The following is a 17,298-nucleotide window of genomic DNA, read 5'->3' on the forward strand; positions in this document are numbered from 1 at the left end:
TCACTTATAAAATAGAACAGTTCACTATTCTTTATTTTTTTTGAGGCTGTAAATCAAGGATGTTTGCTTTGAATTAATAAAACTTGATATGAAAAAATTAAAAAAGGCTTTTGTTTATGCGTTGATTGTAACTGTTGTAATTAATGGGATTGGTTCTCTAATTAACATACTTATTTATGACTTAAACAAAGCCATTGTAGATATATTATATATTGCTCCAGTAAGTTTTCCTTTATTTTTCGTTCCTTGTTTCTTTTCAGTAATATATTTTAGAGATACTCTTTTTAAAAACGTGAATACTACAATTAAACCTATCTTAAAACCAGTATTGTTTTCTTTTATAATTATACTAGTATTGGTTTTGATAGTTATGAATTTAAAAAAGGGTTTTAATATATCATACTTAACAAGTACAGCATTGCCAAACGCTGTATTTGCTATTATAATAAGTTTGTTCAGTACGCTAGTTTTGTTCCTTTTAAACAAACCACATACAAAAACACTTAATGAAATCAACACTAAACCATCTATTACTGTTGCTTTAATTCATTTTTTTTGGGTAACACTAGCATATTTTTCACTAATAACCTTTAATAATTCTTCTTTTGCAAAATTTCATATTCTTTTCAATACCTTTATTAGTGGACTTTTGGTGGTTCTATTTGTTTATTTTTCTCTTCAACATGTCATCAATAAAGCAAAAAGCAAATATTGGATTATAGCTATTTATATAATTGCAACTTTTGTTATTCCTTCCATTTTATCGCTAATAAATTCAAATATTACTTTTGAAATTTTCGTAATAAAAATTAAGGTGTTTCTCTCGGTTTCGACACCATATTTCTTATTCTTGACATTAGTTATTCATACATATTACATTTATTTAAAGAACAAAAGCGAAAAACAAAACCTAAAACAAATTGGAGTTGAAGCATCTTTAAAATACCAACAGTTAAAGTCGCAAATAAGTCCACATTTTTTATTCAATAACATTAGTGTTTTAACTGGTTTAATTGAAGAAGACAAAGAAAAGGCCATTAGGTTTTCAGAAGATTTATCTAAAGTTTATCGCTACTTCTTAGACCAAGAAACTCAAGATTTAGTAACTTTAAAAGACGAAATTTCTTTTGCAGATAAGTATATAGCATTATTAAAAGTGCGATTCGAAAATGCTTTAATTTTTATTAACGAAGTAGAAGAGAATGAAGCGTTTTATATTTTACCAATGGCTTTGCAACAAGTATTAGAAAATGTTGTAAAACACAACGAACTAAGTATAGAAAACCCAATAGCAATAACGCTATCTGTTAAAAATGATTTTTTAATAATTTCTAACACTTTACATCCTAAGTTAACAATTGAAACTACTAAACCAACAGGATTAGAAAATATCAAAAATAGATATGCTTATTTTACAGATGAAAAATTGATCATTATTAAAGACGATAATCTATTCACAATTAAACTACCATTATTAAAACCTGAAGCGTAATGAAAGTAGTAATTATAGAAGACGAATTAGCTTCTAGTCGAAGACTTCAACGTATGTTAAACTCATTTAATTATGAGGTTTTAGCTAGTTTAGTTTCGGTTAAATCTGCTGTAAAATGGTTTAAAAATAATGAGCATCCAGATGTATTGTTTCTAGATATTCATTTAGCTGATGGTTTATGTTTTGAAATTTTTAAACAGGTTAAAATTACGAGTCCAATTGTGTTTATAACCGCCTTTAGCGAATACAGCATTAAAGCATTCGACTATAATAGTGTGTCTTACCTATTAAAACCAATTAATAAAGAAGAGCTTGAAAAGGCTATAACAAAAGCAAACACATTCTATAAAAATGAAAAAGAGTTATTAGCATTAAAAACAATTATTGAAAACGAAAACCTTCAAGTTTACAAAACAGAATTTGCTGTTAGAATAGGAAAGAAAATTAAAATAATAAAAACTAAAACTATTGATTGCTTCTATAGTGAAGATAATACTACTTACTTAAGGAGCTACAATTCTAATTATATATTAAACGATGCACTTTCTAGTTTAGAAACAAAATTAAATAGCAATCAGTTTTTTAAAGTCAACAGAAAATTCATAATTAACAAGGAAGCAATAGAAAACGTAATTGCTCACACAAACAGTAGATTTAAAATTGAATTAAAAAATTACAATGACACTAAAATTATAGTGAGTAGAGAAAGGTCGAAAGACTTTAAAAAATGGATAACTTAACCTACTTCCTACCAAAATCTGCAGGTATTTCTCCCCAAGCTTTAGTTTCCCATTATACAATGGTTGTTTTGTATTTATTTTCTTTTAGCCAAATCACCGCTCTATCTACGAGATCGTAAACAGGTTTATTTTTTTTGCGTTTCGTTCTAGTTTGCTTTTATCTGTTTTTCTACTCCCCCAACTCATTGCTATTCTAGAATTTTTGTAACTAATTCTGTTGCTACCATGTTTTTAAAAAAAACTTAGTCGTAGATATCTTGGCGAGACAATATTTAATAGACTTGTTATTGCTAATATTTTGGGACTATGATATTTAACGTATTTACAGATTAATAGTTTTTCGAATTTATTATTAGTCCAATTATATTGCTTTTTCTAAAATATTTTAAAAACTGAAAACGAATACAAAGTTTAACTATACGTTTATAAATTGCTTTTATTTAAAATTACAATGTTATCTATATTTACTTAATAACAGATAATCCATGTGTAACTATTAATATAAAAATTATGAATACAAAACTATGCTATGTTCTATCATTTGCTTTTCTTTTTTTAGCAACTACTCTTTTTGCGCAGGAAAACATTTGGTCTAGAACAACATTTAAAGAAGGAACCACGGGAATTTCACTTAAAAACATCGATGCTGATAATTCTAAAATTCTTCAATTAAATATTAACGACTTTAAACAACAGCTTGTTAATGCACCATTAAGAAGTGTTTCAAATCGAATGTCTAATACTGTTATTAGTTTCCCATCGGTTAACGGGAAAATGGAACAATACAGAGTTGTAGAAACAGCTATTTTCTCTTCAGAAGATAATGAAGCACAACACCCAGGTATTAAAACCTATTTGGGCTCAAGAACAGATGGTTCTGGAACACGAGTGAGATTTAGTGTTACGCCTTTAGGGTTAAAAGCAATGATTTCTGAACCTGGTAAAGAAACAGTATACATTCAACCGGTTACAAAGGTTTCTAACGGTCAATATATTGTTTATAATAGAACTGCTAAACTAAATTCTTCAGATACTTTTGAGTGTTTAATAGAAGACGTTGACATTTCTAACAAAATTATTGGTAGTGAAGTGTCACGTAATGCTAACGATCAATTATTAAGGACCTATAGAATGGCAATGTCTACAGCTGCATCTTATACTAATCATTGGGATGATTTTAATCCTGGTAATGGAAATGCGCAAGCAGATGCTTTAGCACAATTGGTTTCTACTTTAAATAGAGTAAATGAAGTCTTTGAAGTTGATATGGCTATTACTTTTGTATTAGTTGATACAGCGGACGATCCTGCATTAGATTTAATTTACTCAGGAACAGATCCTTACGATGTAGATTTGAATACTGACTTAATGGCAAATCTAACTGACCTTGTTGGTCTTGCAGATTTTGATATTGGACATTTATTAGTTAATGGCGATATTGAAGGTCTTGCTGGTTGTCTTGGTTGTGTTTGCGATAATACTATAGATCCAGATCCAGATCAATATAATAATGGAAAAGGAAGCGCTTATTCATCTCATACATTTTTGGACAATGATGGAGGACCTTTCATGTCTGATTTTTTTGATATAATAGTGTCACATGAAATTGGACACCAAATGGGAGCAAATCATACTTTTTCTTATGAATTTGAAGGAAATGGTGTGAGTTCTGAACCAGGAAGTGGAACAACAATTATGAGTTATGCTGGAGGTGCAGTTGCTAATGACATTCAAGATCATCAAGATCCTTATTTTCATTACCATAGTATAAATCAAATACTTATTAATGTTAATAGTGGAGCTAATCAATGTGCTGTTACTACTGCAATTACAAATAGTCCTCCTGTAGCAAATGCAGGAATTAATCATACTATACCAATAGGAACTGCATTTATATTAAAAGGAGCAGCCACAGATACAGATGAAGAAGACATATTAACATATACTTGGGAGCAAATAGATGATGGGCTAACAACTAATGTACAATTTGGTCCAACTCATGGTGGTCCTCTTTGGAGATCAAGACCTCCTAACGTATCTCCAAATAGATATATGCCAATATTAAGTAGAGTTTTAGCTGGACAATTAACAGAAACTAATCCAGTAGAAACTGCAGATAATACGTCCTGGGAAACTGTTTCTACTATAAGTAGAGAATTAAATTTTGCATTAACGGTAAGAGATCATTCTGAAAGTGGAGGTGTTGGACAAATACCACAAACAGATTTTGATACTATGAAAGTAACTGTAGACGCTGCTGCTGGACCTTTTACCGTTACTTCTCAAACTATAAATGTAACTTGGGATGCAGGTTCTACAGAAACTGTAACTTGGGATGTTGCAGGAACAGATGGTGGAGCTGTAAACACGCCAACAGTAAATATTTTATTATCTGTTGATGGTGGTTTAACGTTTCCTACCGCATTAGCTTCTAATGTTCCTAATAATGGTTCTTATGATCTAGCAGTGCCAGCAACAATAGAGAGTACTAACACTGCGAGAGTAATTGTAGAAGGGAATAACAATATATTTTATGCAGTAAACTCAACAAATTTTACTATTAGACAACCTGAATTTGTTGTTAATGTTTCTAATCCAGAAGTAGATATTTGCCAGCCAGCAGACGCAGTATATAACTTTACATATAATACGTTTCTAGGTTTTAGTGATATAACTAATTTTTCAGTATCTGGATTGCCTACAGGAGCAACAGCAGTAATCAATCCTACTTCTGCAACAACAGATGGAACAATGGGAACTGTTACAGTATCAGGAACAGGGTCATTAGATTTAGGAACTTATTCTTTTTCTTTAGTAGGAACCTCTGACCCACTAGTAGAATCTTCACCCTTAACACTAAATATGCCTAACGACATGCTATCACCAATAATATCATTAGTTTCTCCTGTTGATGGAGCAACAGGTGTTTCGGTAGATGGTATGCTAACTTGGGATTTAGAGGCAAATACTCAAGATTATTTGGTTGAAATTGCAATTGATGATGGATTTACATCAATAACAGAATCTACTACAGTACAAACAAACACATATTCTACTACTACTGATTTAGCTGTAAATACTCAGTACTTTTGGAGAGTAACTGGGTCTAATGAATGTGCTACAGCTACTGCATCTTCAACTTTTAGTTTTACTACTGAAAGCTTAGACTCATCATGTAACAGTTATACAAATAGTGTTTCTCAAGTAATAAATGCAATTGGAGACGCAGACTCAGTGTATTCGACAGTAAGTGTGAGCAGTAATTTTCTTATTACTGATGTAAATGTAACTATAGATATTACCCATACTTATGATGCTGATTTAGATATTTCATTAACCAGCCCTAGTGGGACTATAGTTGTATTATCAAGATATAATGGAGGTGCCGGAGATAATTATACAGGAACCATATTTGATCAAGAATCTACTAATGGAAGTATAGCTGGTAATGCTGCTCCTTTTACAGGAAACTTTGTTCCTAACGGAGACTTATCTTCTATTTATGGAGAAATGTCAGCTGGAAATTGGATACTAACAATTGATGATGATGGATTTGATGATGGCGGGACATTTAATAGTTTTACTTTAGAACTTTGTCAAACAACACTATCTGCAGATGAGTTTAATACTTCAATTTCTGAGTTTTCTATATATCCGAATCCTAATAGAGGATCATTTAATGTAAAACTAAATAGCACTTCAAGTGAAAATATTTCTGTTGTAGTTTTCGATATAAGAGGTAGAAAAGTATACAATAAGCGTTACGATAGCTCGCCAACATTTAATGAAACTATTAATTTGGAAAGCGTACAGTCTGGAATGTACATGCTACAAGTTAGTGATGGTTTTAATACACAAACAAGGAAAGTGATTATAATCTAAACTAATAAAAACTTTAATAATTAAAAAGCCGCAACTTACGTTGCGGCTTTTTTTAACCATAAGTTTTTGTAAGTGATATCACCTATGTAAAAGTCGAGAGCGAACCCAACATTTAATAACATATGCTTATAACGTGGTAGATATTATTGTCTGTCAAGATTACTTAAAAGAGTTCAAAAACTATTAATTATTTCCTCCCAAAATCTGCAGGTATTTCTCCCCAAGCTTTAGTTTCCCATTTAACTATCGTGGTTTTGTACTCGTTTTCTTTTAACCAAATCACAGCTCTATCTACCAAATCGAAAACGGGCTTGTTTTTTGCGCTGCGCTCTAGTTTACTATTACATATTTTTTTTCTAACCCAGCTCATAGCTGTTCTAGAATCTGTATATAAAATACGATCACTATCGTGTTTTTTAAGAAAGCTTAAACCATGAACTAAGGCTAAAAACTCACCAATATTATTAGTGCCTTGAGCAAAAGGGCCTTGAATAAAAAGTTGCTTTTTAGATTTTGTATCAACTCCACGATATTCCATAATTCCTGGATTTCCACTTGAAGCAGCATCTACAGCAATAGAATTATAATTAGGCTTACCTATTTTTTTAAGTTGCTCTGCAGACAATTCTGTCTTAAAACTTTTGTTTTTTCCTATAAAATCGAAGTAGTTTCCATTTAAAGCTTCATTGGCAGCATCTTCAGTCGTAAAAGATTTGTATTGTGCACCATCGTAATTTTTAATTTGCACTTTACAATCTTTCCAGGATTTAAAAACGCCTGTTTTATGCCCTTTCCAAACGGTATAATATTTTTTCTTTTTACTCATTTAAATACACTTTAAACTATTCGAAAATTGCAACAGCACGCACAGGAGAACCGGTACCTCCTTTTATTTTAAGCGGAAAAGCTATAAATCTAAATCTACCTCGACCGATAAGTTGATTTAAATTTATCATATTTTCATAATGTGTAAAATTAAATTCTCCACAAATATAATGCACTTCCTTATTAGATATTCCTGGAACTCCTGGAGACATAGTCTCTACTCCAAAAGCTGATACTTTTTTATTCCCCAACCATCTTGCAGCATCTGCGGTGATACCAGGACCTTTATTCCAATTTTCTGTTCCAAAGGCCTTTTTATAATGGTTAGTATACAATAAGACAGTATCTTTTTCCTTAATAACTATATTTTCTTTCTTACACGCATCAATAATATCATCGACATCTATTAACTCTTGAAAACCTTTATTAGAAAAATCAAGACAGACACCTTCTGTATAAAATAGACTCAGAGGCATCGTATCTATCGACTGTCCTTTATACTGCTTAGCCATGTGGTTAATAGCATCCACATGTGTTCCTGTATGCTCTCCTAATTCAAGTTTATGCACAGCAGGTGTTCTTGTTTTAGAATCTAATTCGCCATTCCATTCTTCATGTGTGTTATGGATAGACATTTTCACTTGCGGTAAATCCTTATAAACAGGCATACCTTCATATATTTCTTGACTTAGATCTATAATTTCTGTCATGATAATAATTTATCAACCACTTTAGGAAAATGTTCCATCTCCAATTCATGAATTTTACTCGCTACATCGTCTGCATTATCCGTAGTCAAAACCTTACATTTTGCTTGAAAAATGATTCCTCCTTCGTCATAATGTTCATTTACGTAGTGAATTGTTATGCCAGTTTCAATTTCTTTTTTAGCAATTACGGCTTCATGAACATGCATTCCATACATGCCTTTTCCTCCAAATTTTGGAAGCAATGCAGGATGCACATTTATGACTTTATTAGGAAAATGTTTGAGAATATTCTCAGGGAATTTCCAAAGAAAACCAGCAAGTACAATTAGATCTGGATTGGCAGATTTTAAGATATTAAGCACATCATCGGTCTTAGAGAACGCCATCCTATTAAATGACAATGCGCTAATACTTAGCTTTTTACATCGATCCAAAACTTTGGCATGAGGATTGTTAGTTAATACTTGAATAACAGACGCATTGTCGCTATTTTGAAAAAACCTTATTAAATTTTCAGCATTACTTCCGCTACCGGACGCAAAAATTACTACTCGTTTCATTTTCTAGAATTCAATGTTAAATCTTCAAACAAAAAAAAGAATAATTATTAACAATTACGGGCTAAAACAAAAATTCCTCGAAATAAATTATTAACTTTCGGAGTCTTTTTTAATAGAAAGATGAGTTTTAAAATAAAGTTTTTTATTTTTGCCTCTTAATTAAAACTAAAAAAAATTAAAATTATGTCAGACATTGCATCAAGAGTAAAAGCGATAATCGTAGACAAATTAGGTGTTGATGAAAACGAAGTTGTAACTGAAGCTAGCTTCACGAACGACCTAGGAGCAGATTCATTAGACACAGTGGAATTAATTATGGAATTCGAAAAAGAATTCGATATCCAAATTCCAGACGATCAAGCAGAAAACATAGCAACAGTTGGTCAAGCTGTATCATACATTGAAGCTGCAAAATAAGCACTAATATTTATGGAACTAAAGCGAGTTGTAGTTACGGGTCTAGGAGCACTTACACCAATTGGGAACACCAAGGATGAATATTGGGACGCCCTACTTAAAGGTAAAAGTGGTGCTGCGCCTATTACGTATTTTGATACTGAAAAGTTTAAAACAAAATTCGCTTGTGAGTTAAAAAACTTTGTCGCCACCGATTTTCTAGAAAGAAAAGAGGCGCGAAAAATGGACAGGTTTACCCAGTACGCAATGGTCGCATCTGATGAGGCTATTGCGGACTCAAACCTTAATTTAGATACCATCAACAAATTAAGAGTTGGTGTTATTTGGGGAGCAGGAATTGGAGGCTTGGAAACGTTCCAGAACGAAGTACTAAACTTTGCCGCTGGAGATGGAACACCAAGATTTAATCCATTCTTTATCCCAAAAATGATTGCAGATATTGCACCAGGAAACATATCTATAAAAAATGGATTTATGGGACCTAACTATACAACTGTATCTGCCTGCGCATCATCTGCTAACGCCATGATAGACGCACTTAACTATATTCGTTTAGGACATTGCGATGTTATTGTTACAGGTGGAAGTGAAGCCGCTGTAACTATTGCTGGAATGGGCGGATTTAATGCTATGCACGCATTATCAACAAGAAATGAAAGCCCAGAAACAGCCTCAAGGCCTTTTGATGGAACTAGAGATGGTTTTGTTTTAGGTGAAGGTGCTGGAGCAATTATTCTTGAAGAATATGAGCATGCAAAAGCAAGAGGTGCAAAAATTTATGCTGAAGTATTAGGTGGAGGAATGTCTAGCGACGCTTACCACATGACAGCGCCACATCCTGAAGGAATAGGTGTTATTGCAGTTATGAAAAACTGTTTAGAAAATGCTGGTTTAAAACCTGAAGATGTCGATCACATTAACACACACGGAACATCTACACCGCTTGGTGATGTAGCCGAACTTAAAGCAATTTCAAACGTTTTTGGAGATCACGCTAAAAACATCAATATTAATTCTACAAAGTCAATGACTGGTCACTTATTGGGTGCTGCTGGTGCTATTGAATCTATTGCCTGTATTTTAGCAATGGAACATGGTATCGTACCTCCAACAATTAATCATACAACTATTGACGAAAACATAGATCCTAATCTAAACTTAACGCTTAACCAACCACAAAAACGCGAAATTAAAGTCGCAATGAGTAATACTTTTGGTTTTGGCGGACATAATGCTTGTGTATTATTTAAAAAGTTAGATTAAATATTGAATGAAAAGAATTCGAAACATATTCTCAAAATCTAAAGAAGGAAAAGGAGAGTTCTTTACTACAATTTCAGAAATTATAGGCTACAAGCCAAAAACGATTAAACACTTTAAAACAGCGTTTACACATCGTTCTATGAATATTAAAAACGACAACGGTCATATTATAAATTATGAACGTTTAGAGTTTTTAGGAGACGCAATGCTAAGTTCAGTCATTGCACATCACTTATATAAAGAAGTTCCAAGTGGAGACGAAGGCTACTTAACTAAAATGCGCTCTAAAATTGTTAGTAGAGAACATTTAAACGAACTTGGGCGCGACTTAAAACTTATCGATCTTGTAGAAAGTAAAATTCCAAAAGGGCAATTTGGTGATAATATTCATGGTAACTTATTCGAATCTTTAGTAGGTGCCATTTACTTAGATGGTAACTATAAAGCGTGCGAGAAATTTATTTACAAACGTGTTATTACACCTTTTGTAGACATAGAGCAACTTGAAGGAAAAGTTATTAGCTATAAATCCTTATTGATTGAATGGTGTCAGAAAGAAAAAAAGACTTTCGATTATAATGTTTACGAAGATACTGGTAACGATAATATTCGTCATTTTTCTGTAAAATTATCAATAGACGATAAAATAGTGTCTAAAGGCAGAGCAACTTCAAAAAAGAAAGCAGAAGAAAAAGCCTCAAAACGCGCATTTTTTGTTTTTCAAAACCAAATATCAAAAGCTTTTTCATAAGCTCTATTGGTATTTTATCATTTTAAATAAATTAAGAGCAAACTACAACGTTTTCGTATTATCTTCTTGTTAAGATTAAGTAAAACAACGTACTTCAAACCATTTTAAATACTATATTTACAATTCTGTCAAAGAAAAGTTGGTATTAATATGGCAATTAAAAAACTCGTTTTAGATGATTTTTTAGAGGATGAAAACTTCTCGCTTATTGGCATTCATTGCACCATAGAAGATTATCGTTTAGCTTATTTACTTAATAAAGTTTTAGAATTAAAACTAGTAAGGCAAGACAACGATATAGATAATAACAACAACAAAACGGCTTTTTCTATTTTCGAATGGGAAGACGACACACAATTTAAAACTTGGAATTTAGTATCTAACACTTGTAAAGTAGTTACAAACCAAACAGGTAACGATTTTGATTCTCTATTTAGTTTTAATCCAACAGAAACAAAAACGCATCATTTGGTGCCAGAATTTAGCAAAGCTAATTACCTGCTAAAAATTGATAATGAGTTTCATTCTAAAAAAGAAAAACTCATCCTAGAAAAAATACTAAAAATAGATCAAGTTATTACAGCTTACAGCATAGCTTCTGAAAGTTTAAAATCTAAAGATCAACTAATATTCAACTAATGTTAAGAAAAAAAACCAAAATAGTAGCAACCTTAGGTCCTGCAACAAGTAGTAAAAAAGTTTTAAAAGGCATGCTAGACGCAGGTGCTAACGTTTTTAGAATAAACTTTTCTCATGCAGATTACAATGATGTAAAAGAACGCGTACAAATGATACGTGAACTAAATGACGAATTTGGATACAACGCTTCTATTTTAGCAGATTTACAAGGTCCTAAACTACGTGTAGGCGTAATGAAAGGTGAAGTTTACGTGCAACCAGGTGACGAAATTATTTTCGCTACAGGAGAACGTTTCGAAGGCACAAAAGATCGTGTTTACATGACTTATGATAAGTTTCCACAAGACGCAAAAAAGGGAGAACGCATTCTTTTAGATGATGGTAAATTAATTTTTGAAGTTATTTCTTCAGATAAAGTATCAGAAGTAAAAGCCAAAGTTATACAAGGCGGACCATTACGTTCTAAAAAAGGTGTAAACCTTCCAAACACAAATATTTCTCAGCCGGCTTTAACAGAAAAAGATATTGAAGACGCAAAATTCGCTTGCGAATTAAAAGTCGATTGGCTAGCATTATCATTCGTGCGTCATGCCGAAGATTTAATGATATTACAAGAGCTTATAAAAGAGCACAGTGACCATAAAATTCCAATTATTGCTAAAATTGAAAAGCCAGAAGGTGTAGCAAACATCGATAAAATTGTTGCTTATTGTGACGGTTTAATGGTAGCACGTGGTGATTTAGGAGTAGAAATTCCTGCCGAAGAAGTACCATTAGTACAAAAGCAATTAGTGCTACGCGCAAAACGTGCTAGAATACCAGTAATTATTGCAACACAAATGATGGAAACCATGATAGATAGCCTTACGCCAACACGTGCAGAGGTTAACGATGTGGCTAACTCAATCATGGATGGAGCAGATGCCGTAATGTTATCTGGCGAAACTAGTGTTGGTAAATATCCAGTACAAGTAATAGAGCAAATGGCAAGCATTATTCGTAGTGTTGAGGACAGTGATTTAATTAAAGTACCACACGAACCACCAACCATTAGAACTAAGCGTTATATAACAAAATCTATATGCTATCACGCAGCGCAAATGGCGAACGAGATTGATGCAAAAGGTATTTCTACATTAACAAATAGTGGATATACAGCATTTCAAATTTCAGCTTGGAGACCAAAGTCTCACATATTAGTGTTCACATCTAACAAGCGTATTTTAACGCAACTAAACTTACTTTGGGGAGTTAAAGCTTTCTTTTACGATAAGTTTGTAAGTACAGACGAAACTATAGAAGATGTAAACAAAATGGCTCAAGAAATGGGTTATTTAGAAAAAGGAGACATGCTAGTAAGTTTAGCAGCCATGCCTATTCAAGAAAAAGGAATGGTGAATACATTACGTATCTCAGAAATATAAAACAATTTGGGCGTTACCTAAAGGTCGCGCTTTCCGCTATATCTTTTGCAGAAAAAGCAAAAGGATGCCGCATCAATCGCTAACGCGGACTTGCGAGAGTAAATATAAATTAGAGCCAGTTACAATTTTGTAGCTGGTTTTTTTGTTTTGAACAGCACTAAAAAATTTAGTTTAAGCTCAAAAGCCCATCCTTAAAATGCTGCCAGTCAGAAAAAATAGCAGAAGTAAAAATAAATACAATTACCAAAACAGTTATTTTTCTATACTCCATTTTTGTTAATGCTCTTTTCATAGTATTAATTTTATTTAAAACACTTCATTATCCTCTAAACAAAAAGAAATCATCTTTCATATCTTCAATCTGAGTATCTTCATTAGTAATAATATAGTCTATCGCTTTAGAAGTAAATGTGTCACCTTTTTCGGTTAGTGAAACAATATTTTTATCAACCACAATCATATTGTTTTTAAGCGCCAATTCTAAAACCGTCTTAGCGCGTACCTTTTGCCAATTAATATGTTCTCTTAAATGATTTACATGTCTTTCTTCTAACTCATTATGGTTTTTTAAATGAAGTAAAAACGTTAATAAAGAAACCTCTATACGTTGTTGTTTTTCACGATACATTACAGCAATCACACCTTTACTTGGCGCAAATAGATAAACCATTAAAAACAGTAAGCCTAACATAGTTGTAATAGAACCAGCAATAGAAGCATCTAGCCAATGTGCAAACCAATAACCAGAAATAGCACTCATCACACCAAAAGTGATAGCGAGCCCTAACATCTTCTTTAAATCTGTAGTTAGTAAATAGGCAGCAGCGGCAGGCGCAATCATTAAAGCAACCACTAAAATGGCTCCTACGGCATCAAAAGCACCTACAGTTGTAACCGAAGCTACACTCATTAGTCCATAATGGATGATTGCAGGAGAAAAACCAAGAGAAGCAGCTAAACCAGCATCAAACGTACTTACTTTTAATTCCTTGAAAAAAGCTATAAGAAGCGTCACAGTAATTAATAAAATAACACCAATAATCCATAATGCTTTTGGTCCAACATCTACTCCAGAAATTAGCAACCTATCAAATGGTGCAAAAGCTAATTCTCCTAAAAGAACAGCATCAACATCTAAATGTACATCATTCGCATTCTTTGCAATTAAAATAACTCCAATACTAAACAAAGCCGGAAAAACTAATCCTATTGCAGTGTCTTCTTTTACGAGTCCTGTTTTTTGAATATACTCCACCAAAATAACTGTAATAATACCAGTAAAGGCAGCAAATAAAATTAATAGTGGAGAATTAAGATCTTGTGTTATAAAGAAACCTATAACAATACCAGGAAGTATAGAATGACTTATAGCATCGCTTATCATCGCCATTTTACGTAAGACTAAAAATGTTCCTGGAATGGCGCAAGCAATGGCAACTAAACTCGCAATAAGTTGTATTTCTATTTGTGCGCTATTCATCTTCAGTAGATTGTTTAGTGTATAAATTTGCTGCAGCTTCAAACCCAACTTTGGTTAAGCTCCACATATTACCTTTTAGCTCTACATAATTCATTTCAACTAATTTCTGAAGTGTTTTACGTGTGTAACCTTGAAAACTATTTAATAATTTAATAGCATGAGGATGCGAAATATTCTCATGTGTTTCAGCAATATGATGCATGAACGCTAAAGTTTTATGCAATTCTAAATCGCGTCTGTTTTTAATAAATCTCAATTGTTTAAATAATAAACCACGACTTGGAGAAAACACAAACGAAAAAAGTACAAAAACGGAAGCTACCAACACAATTACTGGTCCTGTAGATAAATTTGTTTGGCTTGCACTAATTGCGGTTCCAAAAACACCAGAAAAAGCACCAAAAACAGCTGCTAAAAGCACCATTGTAGCCAAACTATTTGTCCATTGCCTAGCTGCAGCAGCAGGAGCCAAAAGCATTGCACTCATTAAAACAACACCAACAGTTTGTAGACCTAAAACAATAGCTAACACAATAAAACTAGTAATTAATATGTCTATAAACCTAGTATTAAAACCTAGTGTTTTAGTGTAATCTGCATCAAACAATAGTAATTTAAACTCTTTCCAAAACAATAACAAAACAAACAAGCATAAACCAGTAACTATAGCCATTAACCAAACATCACTTTCTACTAAAGTAGCTGCCTGTCCAAAAAGATATTTATCTAATCCTGCTTGATTAGCATTAGGTTGTTTTTGTATAAACGTTAATAACAACATTCCAAAACCAAAAAACAGAGATAAAATTAAACCTAAAGCTGTATCACTTTTTAAATGTGTTTTTTTAACGATACTTCTAATCCAAAACGTACCAATTAAGCCACTAACTAAAGCGCCCAAAAGCAACGTATTAGTATCTTTTGTTCCTGTAATTAAAAAAGCAACAGCAATCCCTGGTAAAGCTGCGTGTGAAATAGCGTCACCAAGTAGACTTTGCTTTCTTAATACCGCAAAACTACCAAGCATTCCTGTTACAGCCCCTAAAATAGCGGTTCCAAGCGTGATGGTTCTTAGTGTATAATCACTAAATACTAATGAAAAATATTCTGATATATCCATTTTTGTTATTCCTGCTAATGCAGAAATATTCTTTATTGTTTTGTTATAAATTATGAGATTCTTCGCATTGCTTTGAATGACATATTAACTATCTTATTTTAAACCGAGCAAATACTGCCAACTGTTGACTGCTCACTGCCAACTGCTTTACTCTTGAACACTTACTTTAAAATTAATACCATAGGTTTTTGTTAAATTATCATCGTTAAAAATATCTTTAACTGGACCTGTAGCTATTTTCTTCACATTTAAAAACGTTACCCAATCAAAATATTCTGGTACAGTTTGTAAATCGTGATGAACAACAATAACTGTCTTACCCGCTTTTCTTAATTCTTTTAAAATATTAATAATTGCAATTTCTGTTGTAGCATCAACACCTTGAAAAGGCTCATCCATAAAATAAATAGATGCGTTTTGCACTAAAGCACGCGCCAAGAAAATACGCTGCTGCTGTCCTCCAGATAACTGACTAATTTGCCTACCCTTAAAAGCCAACATCCCTACTTTCTCTAAAGCCTCTAATGCAGCTTTTTTCTCCTTCTGTCTTGGTCTTTTAATCCAACCCAAACTACCATAGGTTCCCATCATAACAACGTCTAAGGCAGTTGTTGGAAAATCCCAATCTACACTTCCTTTTTGTGGTACATAAGCAACAAGCTGTCTTTGTTTATTGTAAGGTTTACCATAAATAGTAACACTTCCTGCAATTGGTTTTAAAATGCCTAGAATGGATTTTATAAGTGTTGACTTTCCCGCTCCATTTGGTCCAACAATAGCCATCAGCACACCTTCCGGAATTTCTAAATCGATATCCCAAAGTACAGGCTTGTAGTTATAAGCCACTGTAAGGTCATCTACTTTTACTGCTATTTTACTCATTAATTTATTATTTTTCGTCAGTTCGAGTGATTCGGAGTTTTTTTCGGAATTGTATCGAGAACTATTTGATGACTTCTCGATACAATTTTTTCATTCTTCAAAAATCACTCGAAGTAACAGTCTTTTGTTTTCATTCTAGTAAGTACTTTATACTGATGACTAATTACTTATTTAAGTGCTTCAACAATTGTATTTACATTATACTCAAACATTCCTATATAAGTTCCTTCTACAGTTCCTGCATTACCAAGCGCATCAGAATACAAAGTACCACCAATTACAACTTCGTGGTCTTTAGATTTAACAGCTGCCTGCAATGCTTCAATAGTACGTTTTGGCACAGAACTTTCTACAAAAATAGCTTTCACCTTATTTTCTATTATAAAGGTAGCTAATTTTTGAACATCTTGTACTCCTGCTTCTGTAGCTGTACTTATACCTTGTAAACCAACAACATTAAAACCGTAATTTTTACCAAAGTAATTAAAAGCATCATGCGCAGTAACAAGTATTCTTTTTTCTTTTGGAAGCGTTTCTATAGTTGTTAAAACCTTTTGTTCTAACGTTTCTAATTTTTTAAGAAATAGTGTTTCATTTTCTAAAAAAGCAGCAGCATTTTCAGGATCTTTTTCAGATAAAACCGCAGTTACTTTTTTAGCAAATTGCTTAAAAAAAGCAATATTAAACCACACATGCGGATCGTAATTTGAAGCAAAATATTCCGAACCTATTAATTGCGACTTATCTAAAGCTGCACCAAGCTCTATTGTATTTGTAGTTTTGCTTCCCATTTTCTCGAAAACCTCAACTAGTTTGCCTTCTAAGTGTAAGCCATTGTAAAAAATAACATCGGCATTTACTAATTTAGAAACATCACCTTCACTTGCTTTAAACAAATGTGGATCTACTCCACTTCCCATTAAACCTTGGGTATTTACTAAATCTCCACCAATATTATTAACCAAATCTGTTATCATTGTTGTTGTAGTGACCACATTTAGTTTACCTGTATCTTCTTTAACATCGTTTTTACAAGCAAATGTAATGACGGCTAATAGTAATATTATTATGTTTTTTTTCATAAGTCTAAAAATTTGTTGTGAAGGTACTAAA

16 protein-coding genes are annotated in these 17,298 nt (G+C 32.6%); 8 read left to right on the forward strand and 8 right to left on the reverse strand.

Annotation, left to right across the window (positions count from 1 at the left end):
* The first annotated feature begins 88 nt into the window (after positions 1–88).
* The 3 genes from ASC44_RS08580 (at position 89) to ASC44_RS08590 (ending at position 6,114) form a co-directional block, all read left to right on the forward strand.
* The gene (locus tag ASC44_RS08580; RefSeq protein ID WP_055447189.1) at positions 89–1,492 is read left to right on the forward strand and encodes a sensor histidine kinase; all 1,404 of its coding nucleotides are present in this window, start codon (positions 89–91) and stop codon (positions 1,490–1,492) included.
* On the forward strand, positions 1,492–2,232 hold the full coding sequence (locus tag ASC44_RS08585) for a LytR/AlgR family response regulator transcription factor (protein WP_055447190.1): 741 nt from the start codon (positions 1,492–1,494) through the stop codon (positions 2,230–2,232). Before ASC44_RS08580 ends, ASC44_RS08585 begins: the two co-directional genes overlap by 1 nt.
* A gap of 510 nt (positions 2,233–2,742) precedes the next feature.
* A complete protein-coding gene (locus ASC44_RS08590) occupies positions 2,743–6,114 on the forward strand; it encodes a zinc-dependent metalloprotease (protein WP_055447191.1) in 3,372 nt (1,123 codons plus the stop codon).
* Positions 6,115–6,301: 187 nt separating this feature from the next.
* Here the strand turns inward: ASC44_RS08590 and ASC44_RS08595 are convergent, their stop codons facing one another.
* The 3 genes from ASC44_RS08595 to purN are packed head-to-tail and all read right to left on the reverse strand — an operon-like array spanning position 6,302 to position 8,209.
* A complete protein-coding gene (locus ASC44_RS08595) occupies positions 6,302–6,940 on the reverse strand; it encodes a ribonuclease H1 domain-containing protein (protein WP_055447192.1) in 639 nt (212 codons plus the stop codon).
* Positions 6,941–6,956: 16 nt separating this feature from the next.
* On the reverse strand, positions 6,957–7,649 hold the full coding sequence (locus ASC44_RS08600) for a cyclase family protein (RefSeq protein ID WP_055447193.1): 693 nt from the start codon (positions 7,647–7,649) through the stop codon (positions 6,957–6,959).
* Positions 7,646–8,209 carry a phosphoribosylglycinamide formyltransferase gene (purN, locus tag ASC44_RS08605; protein WP_055447194.1) on the reverse strand — a complete coding sequence of 188 codons (564 nt, stop codon included), beginning with the start codon at positions 8,207–8,209 and terminating at the stop codon, positions 7,646–7,648. The genes ASC44_RS08600 and purN overlap by 4 nt, the downstream gene beginning before the upstream one ends.
* A gap of 183 nt (positions 8,210–8,392) precedes the next feature.
* On the opposite strand from purN, the gene ASC44_RS08610 reads away from it, so the two are divergent.
* The 5 genes from ASC44_RS08610 (at position 8,393) to pyk (ending at position 12,703) form a co-directional block, all read left to right on the forward strand.
* Positions 8,393–8,626 carry an acyl carrier protein gene (locus ASC44_RS08610; protein WP_013869581.1) on the forward strand — a complete coding sequence of 78 codons (234 nt, stop codon included), beginning with the start codon at positions 8,393–8,395 and terminating at the stop codon, positions 8,624–8,626.
* A 12-nt stretch (positions 8,627–8,638) separates the two neighbouring features.
* Positions 8,639–9,889: a beta-ketoacyl-ACP synthase II gene (fabF, locus tag ASC44_RS08615; protein WP_055447195.1), complete on the forward strand. Its 1,251-nt coding sequence runs from the start codon at positions 8,639–8,641 to the stop codon at positions 9,887–9,889.
* A 7-nt stretch (positions 9,890–9,896) separates the two neighbouring features.
* Positions 9,897–10,640, forward strand: coding sequence for a ribonuclease III (gene rnc / locus ASC44_RS08620; RefSeq protein ID WP_055447196.1), 744 nt, complete (start codon positions 9,897–9,899; stop codon positions 10,638–10,640).
* Positions 10,641–10,790: 150 nt separating this feature from the next.
* Positions 10,791–11,279, forward strand: coding sequence for an IPExxxVDY family protein (locus ASC44_RS08625; protein WP_055447197.1), 489 nt, complete (start codon positions 10,791–10,793; stop codon positions 11,277–11,279).
* Positions 11,279–12,703, forward strand: a complete 1,425-nt coding sequence (pyk, locus tag ASC44_RS08630) for a pyruvate kinase (RefSeq protein WP_055447198.1) — start codon at positions 11,279–11,281, stop codon at positions 12,701–12,703. The genes ASC44_RS08625 and pyk overlap by 1 nt, the downstream gene beginning before the upstream one ends.
* A gap of 166 nt (positions 12,704–12,869) precedes the next feature.
* Here the strand turns inward: pyk and ASC44_RS18445 are convergent, their stop codons facing one another.
* From ASC44_RS18445 to ASC44_RS08650, 5 genes are all read right to left on the reverse strand, one after another.
* Positions 12,870–12,995, reverse strand: coding sequence for a hypothetical protein (locus ASC44_RS18445; protein WP_275044205.1), 126 nt, complete (start codon positions 12,993–12,995; stop codon positions 12,870–12,872).
* 27 nt (positions 12,996–13,022) lie between these two features.
* Positions 13,023–14,183: a metal ABC transporter permease gene (locus ASC44_RS08635; RefSeq protein ID WP_055447199.1), complete on the reverse strand. Its 1,161-nt coding sequence runs from the start codon at positions 14,181–14,183 to the stop codon at positions 13,023–13,025.
* Positions 14,176–15,303 (reverse strand): metal ABC transporter permease, encoded by a 1,128-nt coding sequence (locus ASC44_RS08640; RefSeq protein WP_055447200.1) that lies wholly within the window; start codon positions 15,301–15,303, stop codon positions 14,176–14,178. Before ASC44_RS08640 ends, ASC44_RS08635 begins: the two co-directional genes overlap by 8 nt.
* A gap of 147 nt (positions 15,304–15,450) precedes the next feature.
* Positions 15,451–16,185 carry a metal ABC transporter ATP-binding protein gene (locus ASC44_RS08645; protein ID WP_055447201.1) on the reverse strand — a complete coding sequence of 245 codons (735 nt, stop codon included), beginning with the start codon at positions 16,183–16,185 and terminating at the stop codon, positions 15,451–15,453.
* A 167-nt stretch (positions 16,186–16,352) separates the two neighbouring features.
* Positions 16,353–17,267, reverse strand: coding sequence for a metal ABC transporter solute-binding protein, Zn/Mn family (locus ASC44_RS08650; RefSeq protein ID WP_055447202.1), 915 nt, complete (start codon positions 17,265–17,267; stop codon positions 16,353–16,355).
* Positions 17,268–17,298 lie beyond the last annotated feature (31 nt).

Source organism: Lacinutrix mariniflava, assembly GCF_001418015.1.
Taxonomy (GTDB): Bacteria; Bacteroidota; Bacteroidia; order Flavobacteriales; family Flavobacteriaceae; genus Lacinutrix; species Lacinutrix mariniflava.

Excerpts from the sequence above, each read along its gene's own strand:
- ASC44_RS18445 (WP_275044205.1), bottom strand. The coding sequence starts at position 12,995 with ATGAAAAGAGCATTAACAAAAATGGAGTATAGAAAAATAACTGTTTTG.
- pyk (WP_055447198.1), top strand. The coding sequence starts at position 11,279 with ATGTTAAGAAAAAAAACCAAAATAGTAGCAACCTTAGGTCCTGCAACA.
- ASC44_RS08640 (WP_055447200.1), bottom strand. The coding sequence starts at position 15,303 with ATGGATATATCAGAATATTTTTCATTAGTATTTAGTGATTATACACTA.
- rnc (WP_055447196.1), top strand. The coding sequence starts at position 9,897 with ATGAAAAGAATTCGAAACATATTCTCAAAATCTAAAGAAGGAAAAGGA.
- fabF (WP_055447195.1), top strand. The coding sequence starts at position 8,639 with ATGGAACTAAAGCGAGTTGTAGTTACGGGTCTAGGAGCACTTACACCA.
- ASC44_RS08595 (WP_055447192.1), bottom strand. The coding sequence starts at position 6,940 with ATGAGTAAAAAGAAAAAATATTATACCGTTTGGAAAGGGCATAAAACA.
- ASC44_RS08580 (WP_055447189.1), top strand. The coding sequence starts at position 89 with ATGAAAAAATTAAAAAAGGCTTTTGTTTATGCGTTGATTGTAACTGTT.
- ASC44_RS08645 (WP_055447201.1), bottom strand. The coding sequence starts at position 16,185 with ATGAGTAAAATAGCAGTAAAAGTAGATGACCTTACAGTGGCTTATAAC.
- ASC44_RS08625 (WP_055447197.1), top strand. The coding sequence starts at position 10,791 with ATGGCAATTAAAAAACTCGTTTTAGATGATTTTTTAGAGGATGAAAAC.
- ASC44_RS08590 (WP_055447191.1), top strand. The coding sequence starts at position 2,743 with ATGAATACAAAACTATGCTATGTTCTATCATTTGCTTTTCTTTTTTTA.
- ASC44_RS08585 (WP_055447190.1), top strand. The coding sequence starts at position 1,492 with ATGAAAGTAGTAATTATAGAAGACGAATTAGCTTCTAGTCGAAGACTT.
- ASC44_RS08650 (WP_055447202.1), bottom strand. The coding sequence starts at position 17,267 with ATGAAAAAAAACATAATAATATTACTATTAGCCGTCATTACATTTGCT.
- ASC44_RS08610 (WP_013869581.1), top strand. The coding sequence starts at position 8,393 with ATGTCAGACATTGCATCAAGAGTAAAAGCGATAATCGTAGACAAATTA.
- ASC44_RS08635 (WP_055447199.1), bottom strand. The coding sequence starts at position 14,183 with ATGAATAGCGCACAAATAGAAATACAACTTATTGCGAGTTTAGTTGCC.
- ASC44_RS08600 (WP_055447193.1), bottom strand. The coding sequence starts at position 7,649 with ATGACAGAAATTATAGATCTAAGTCAAGAAATATATGAAGGTATGCCT.
- purN (WP_055447194.1), bottom strand. The coding sequence starts at position 8,209 with ATGAAACGAGTAGTAATTTTTGCGTCCGGTAGCGGAAGTAATGCTGAA.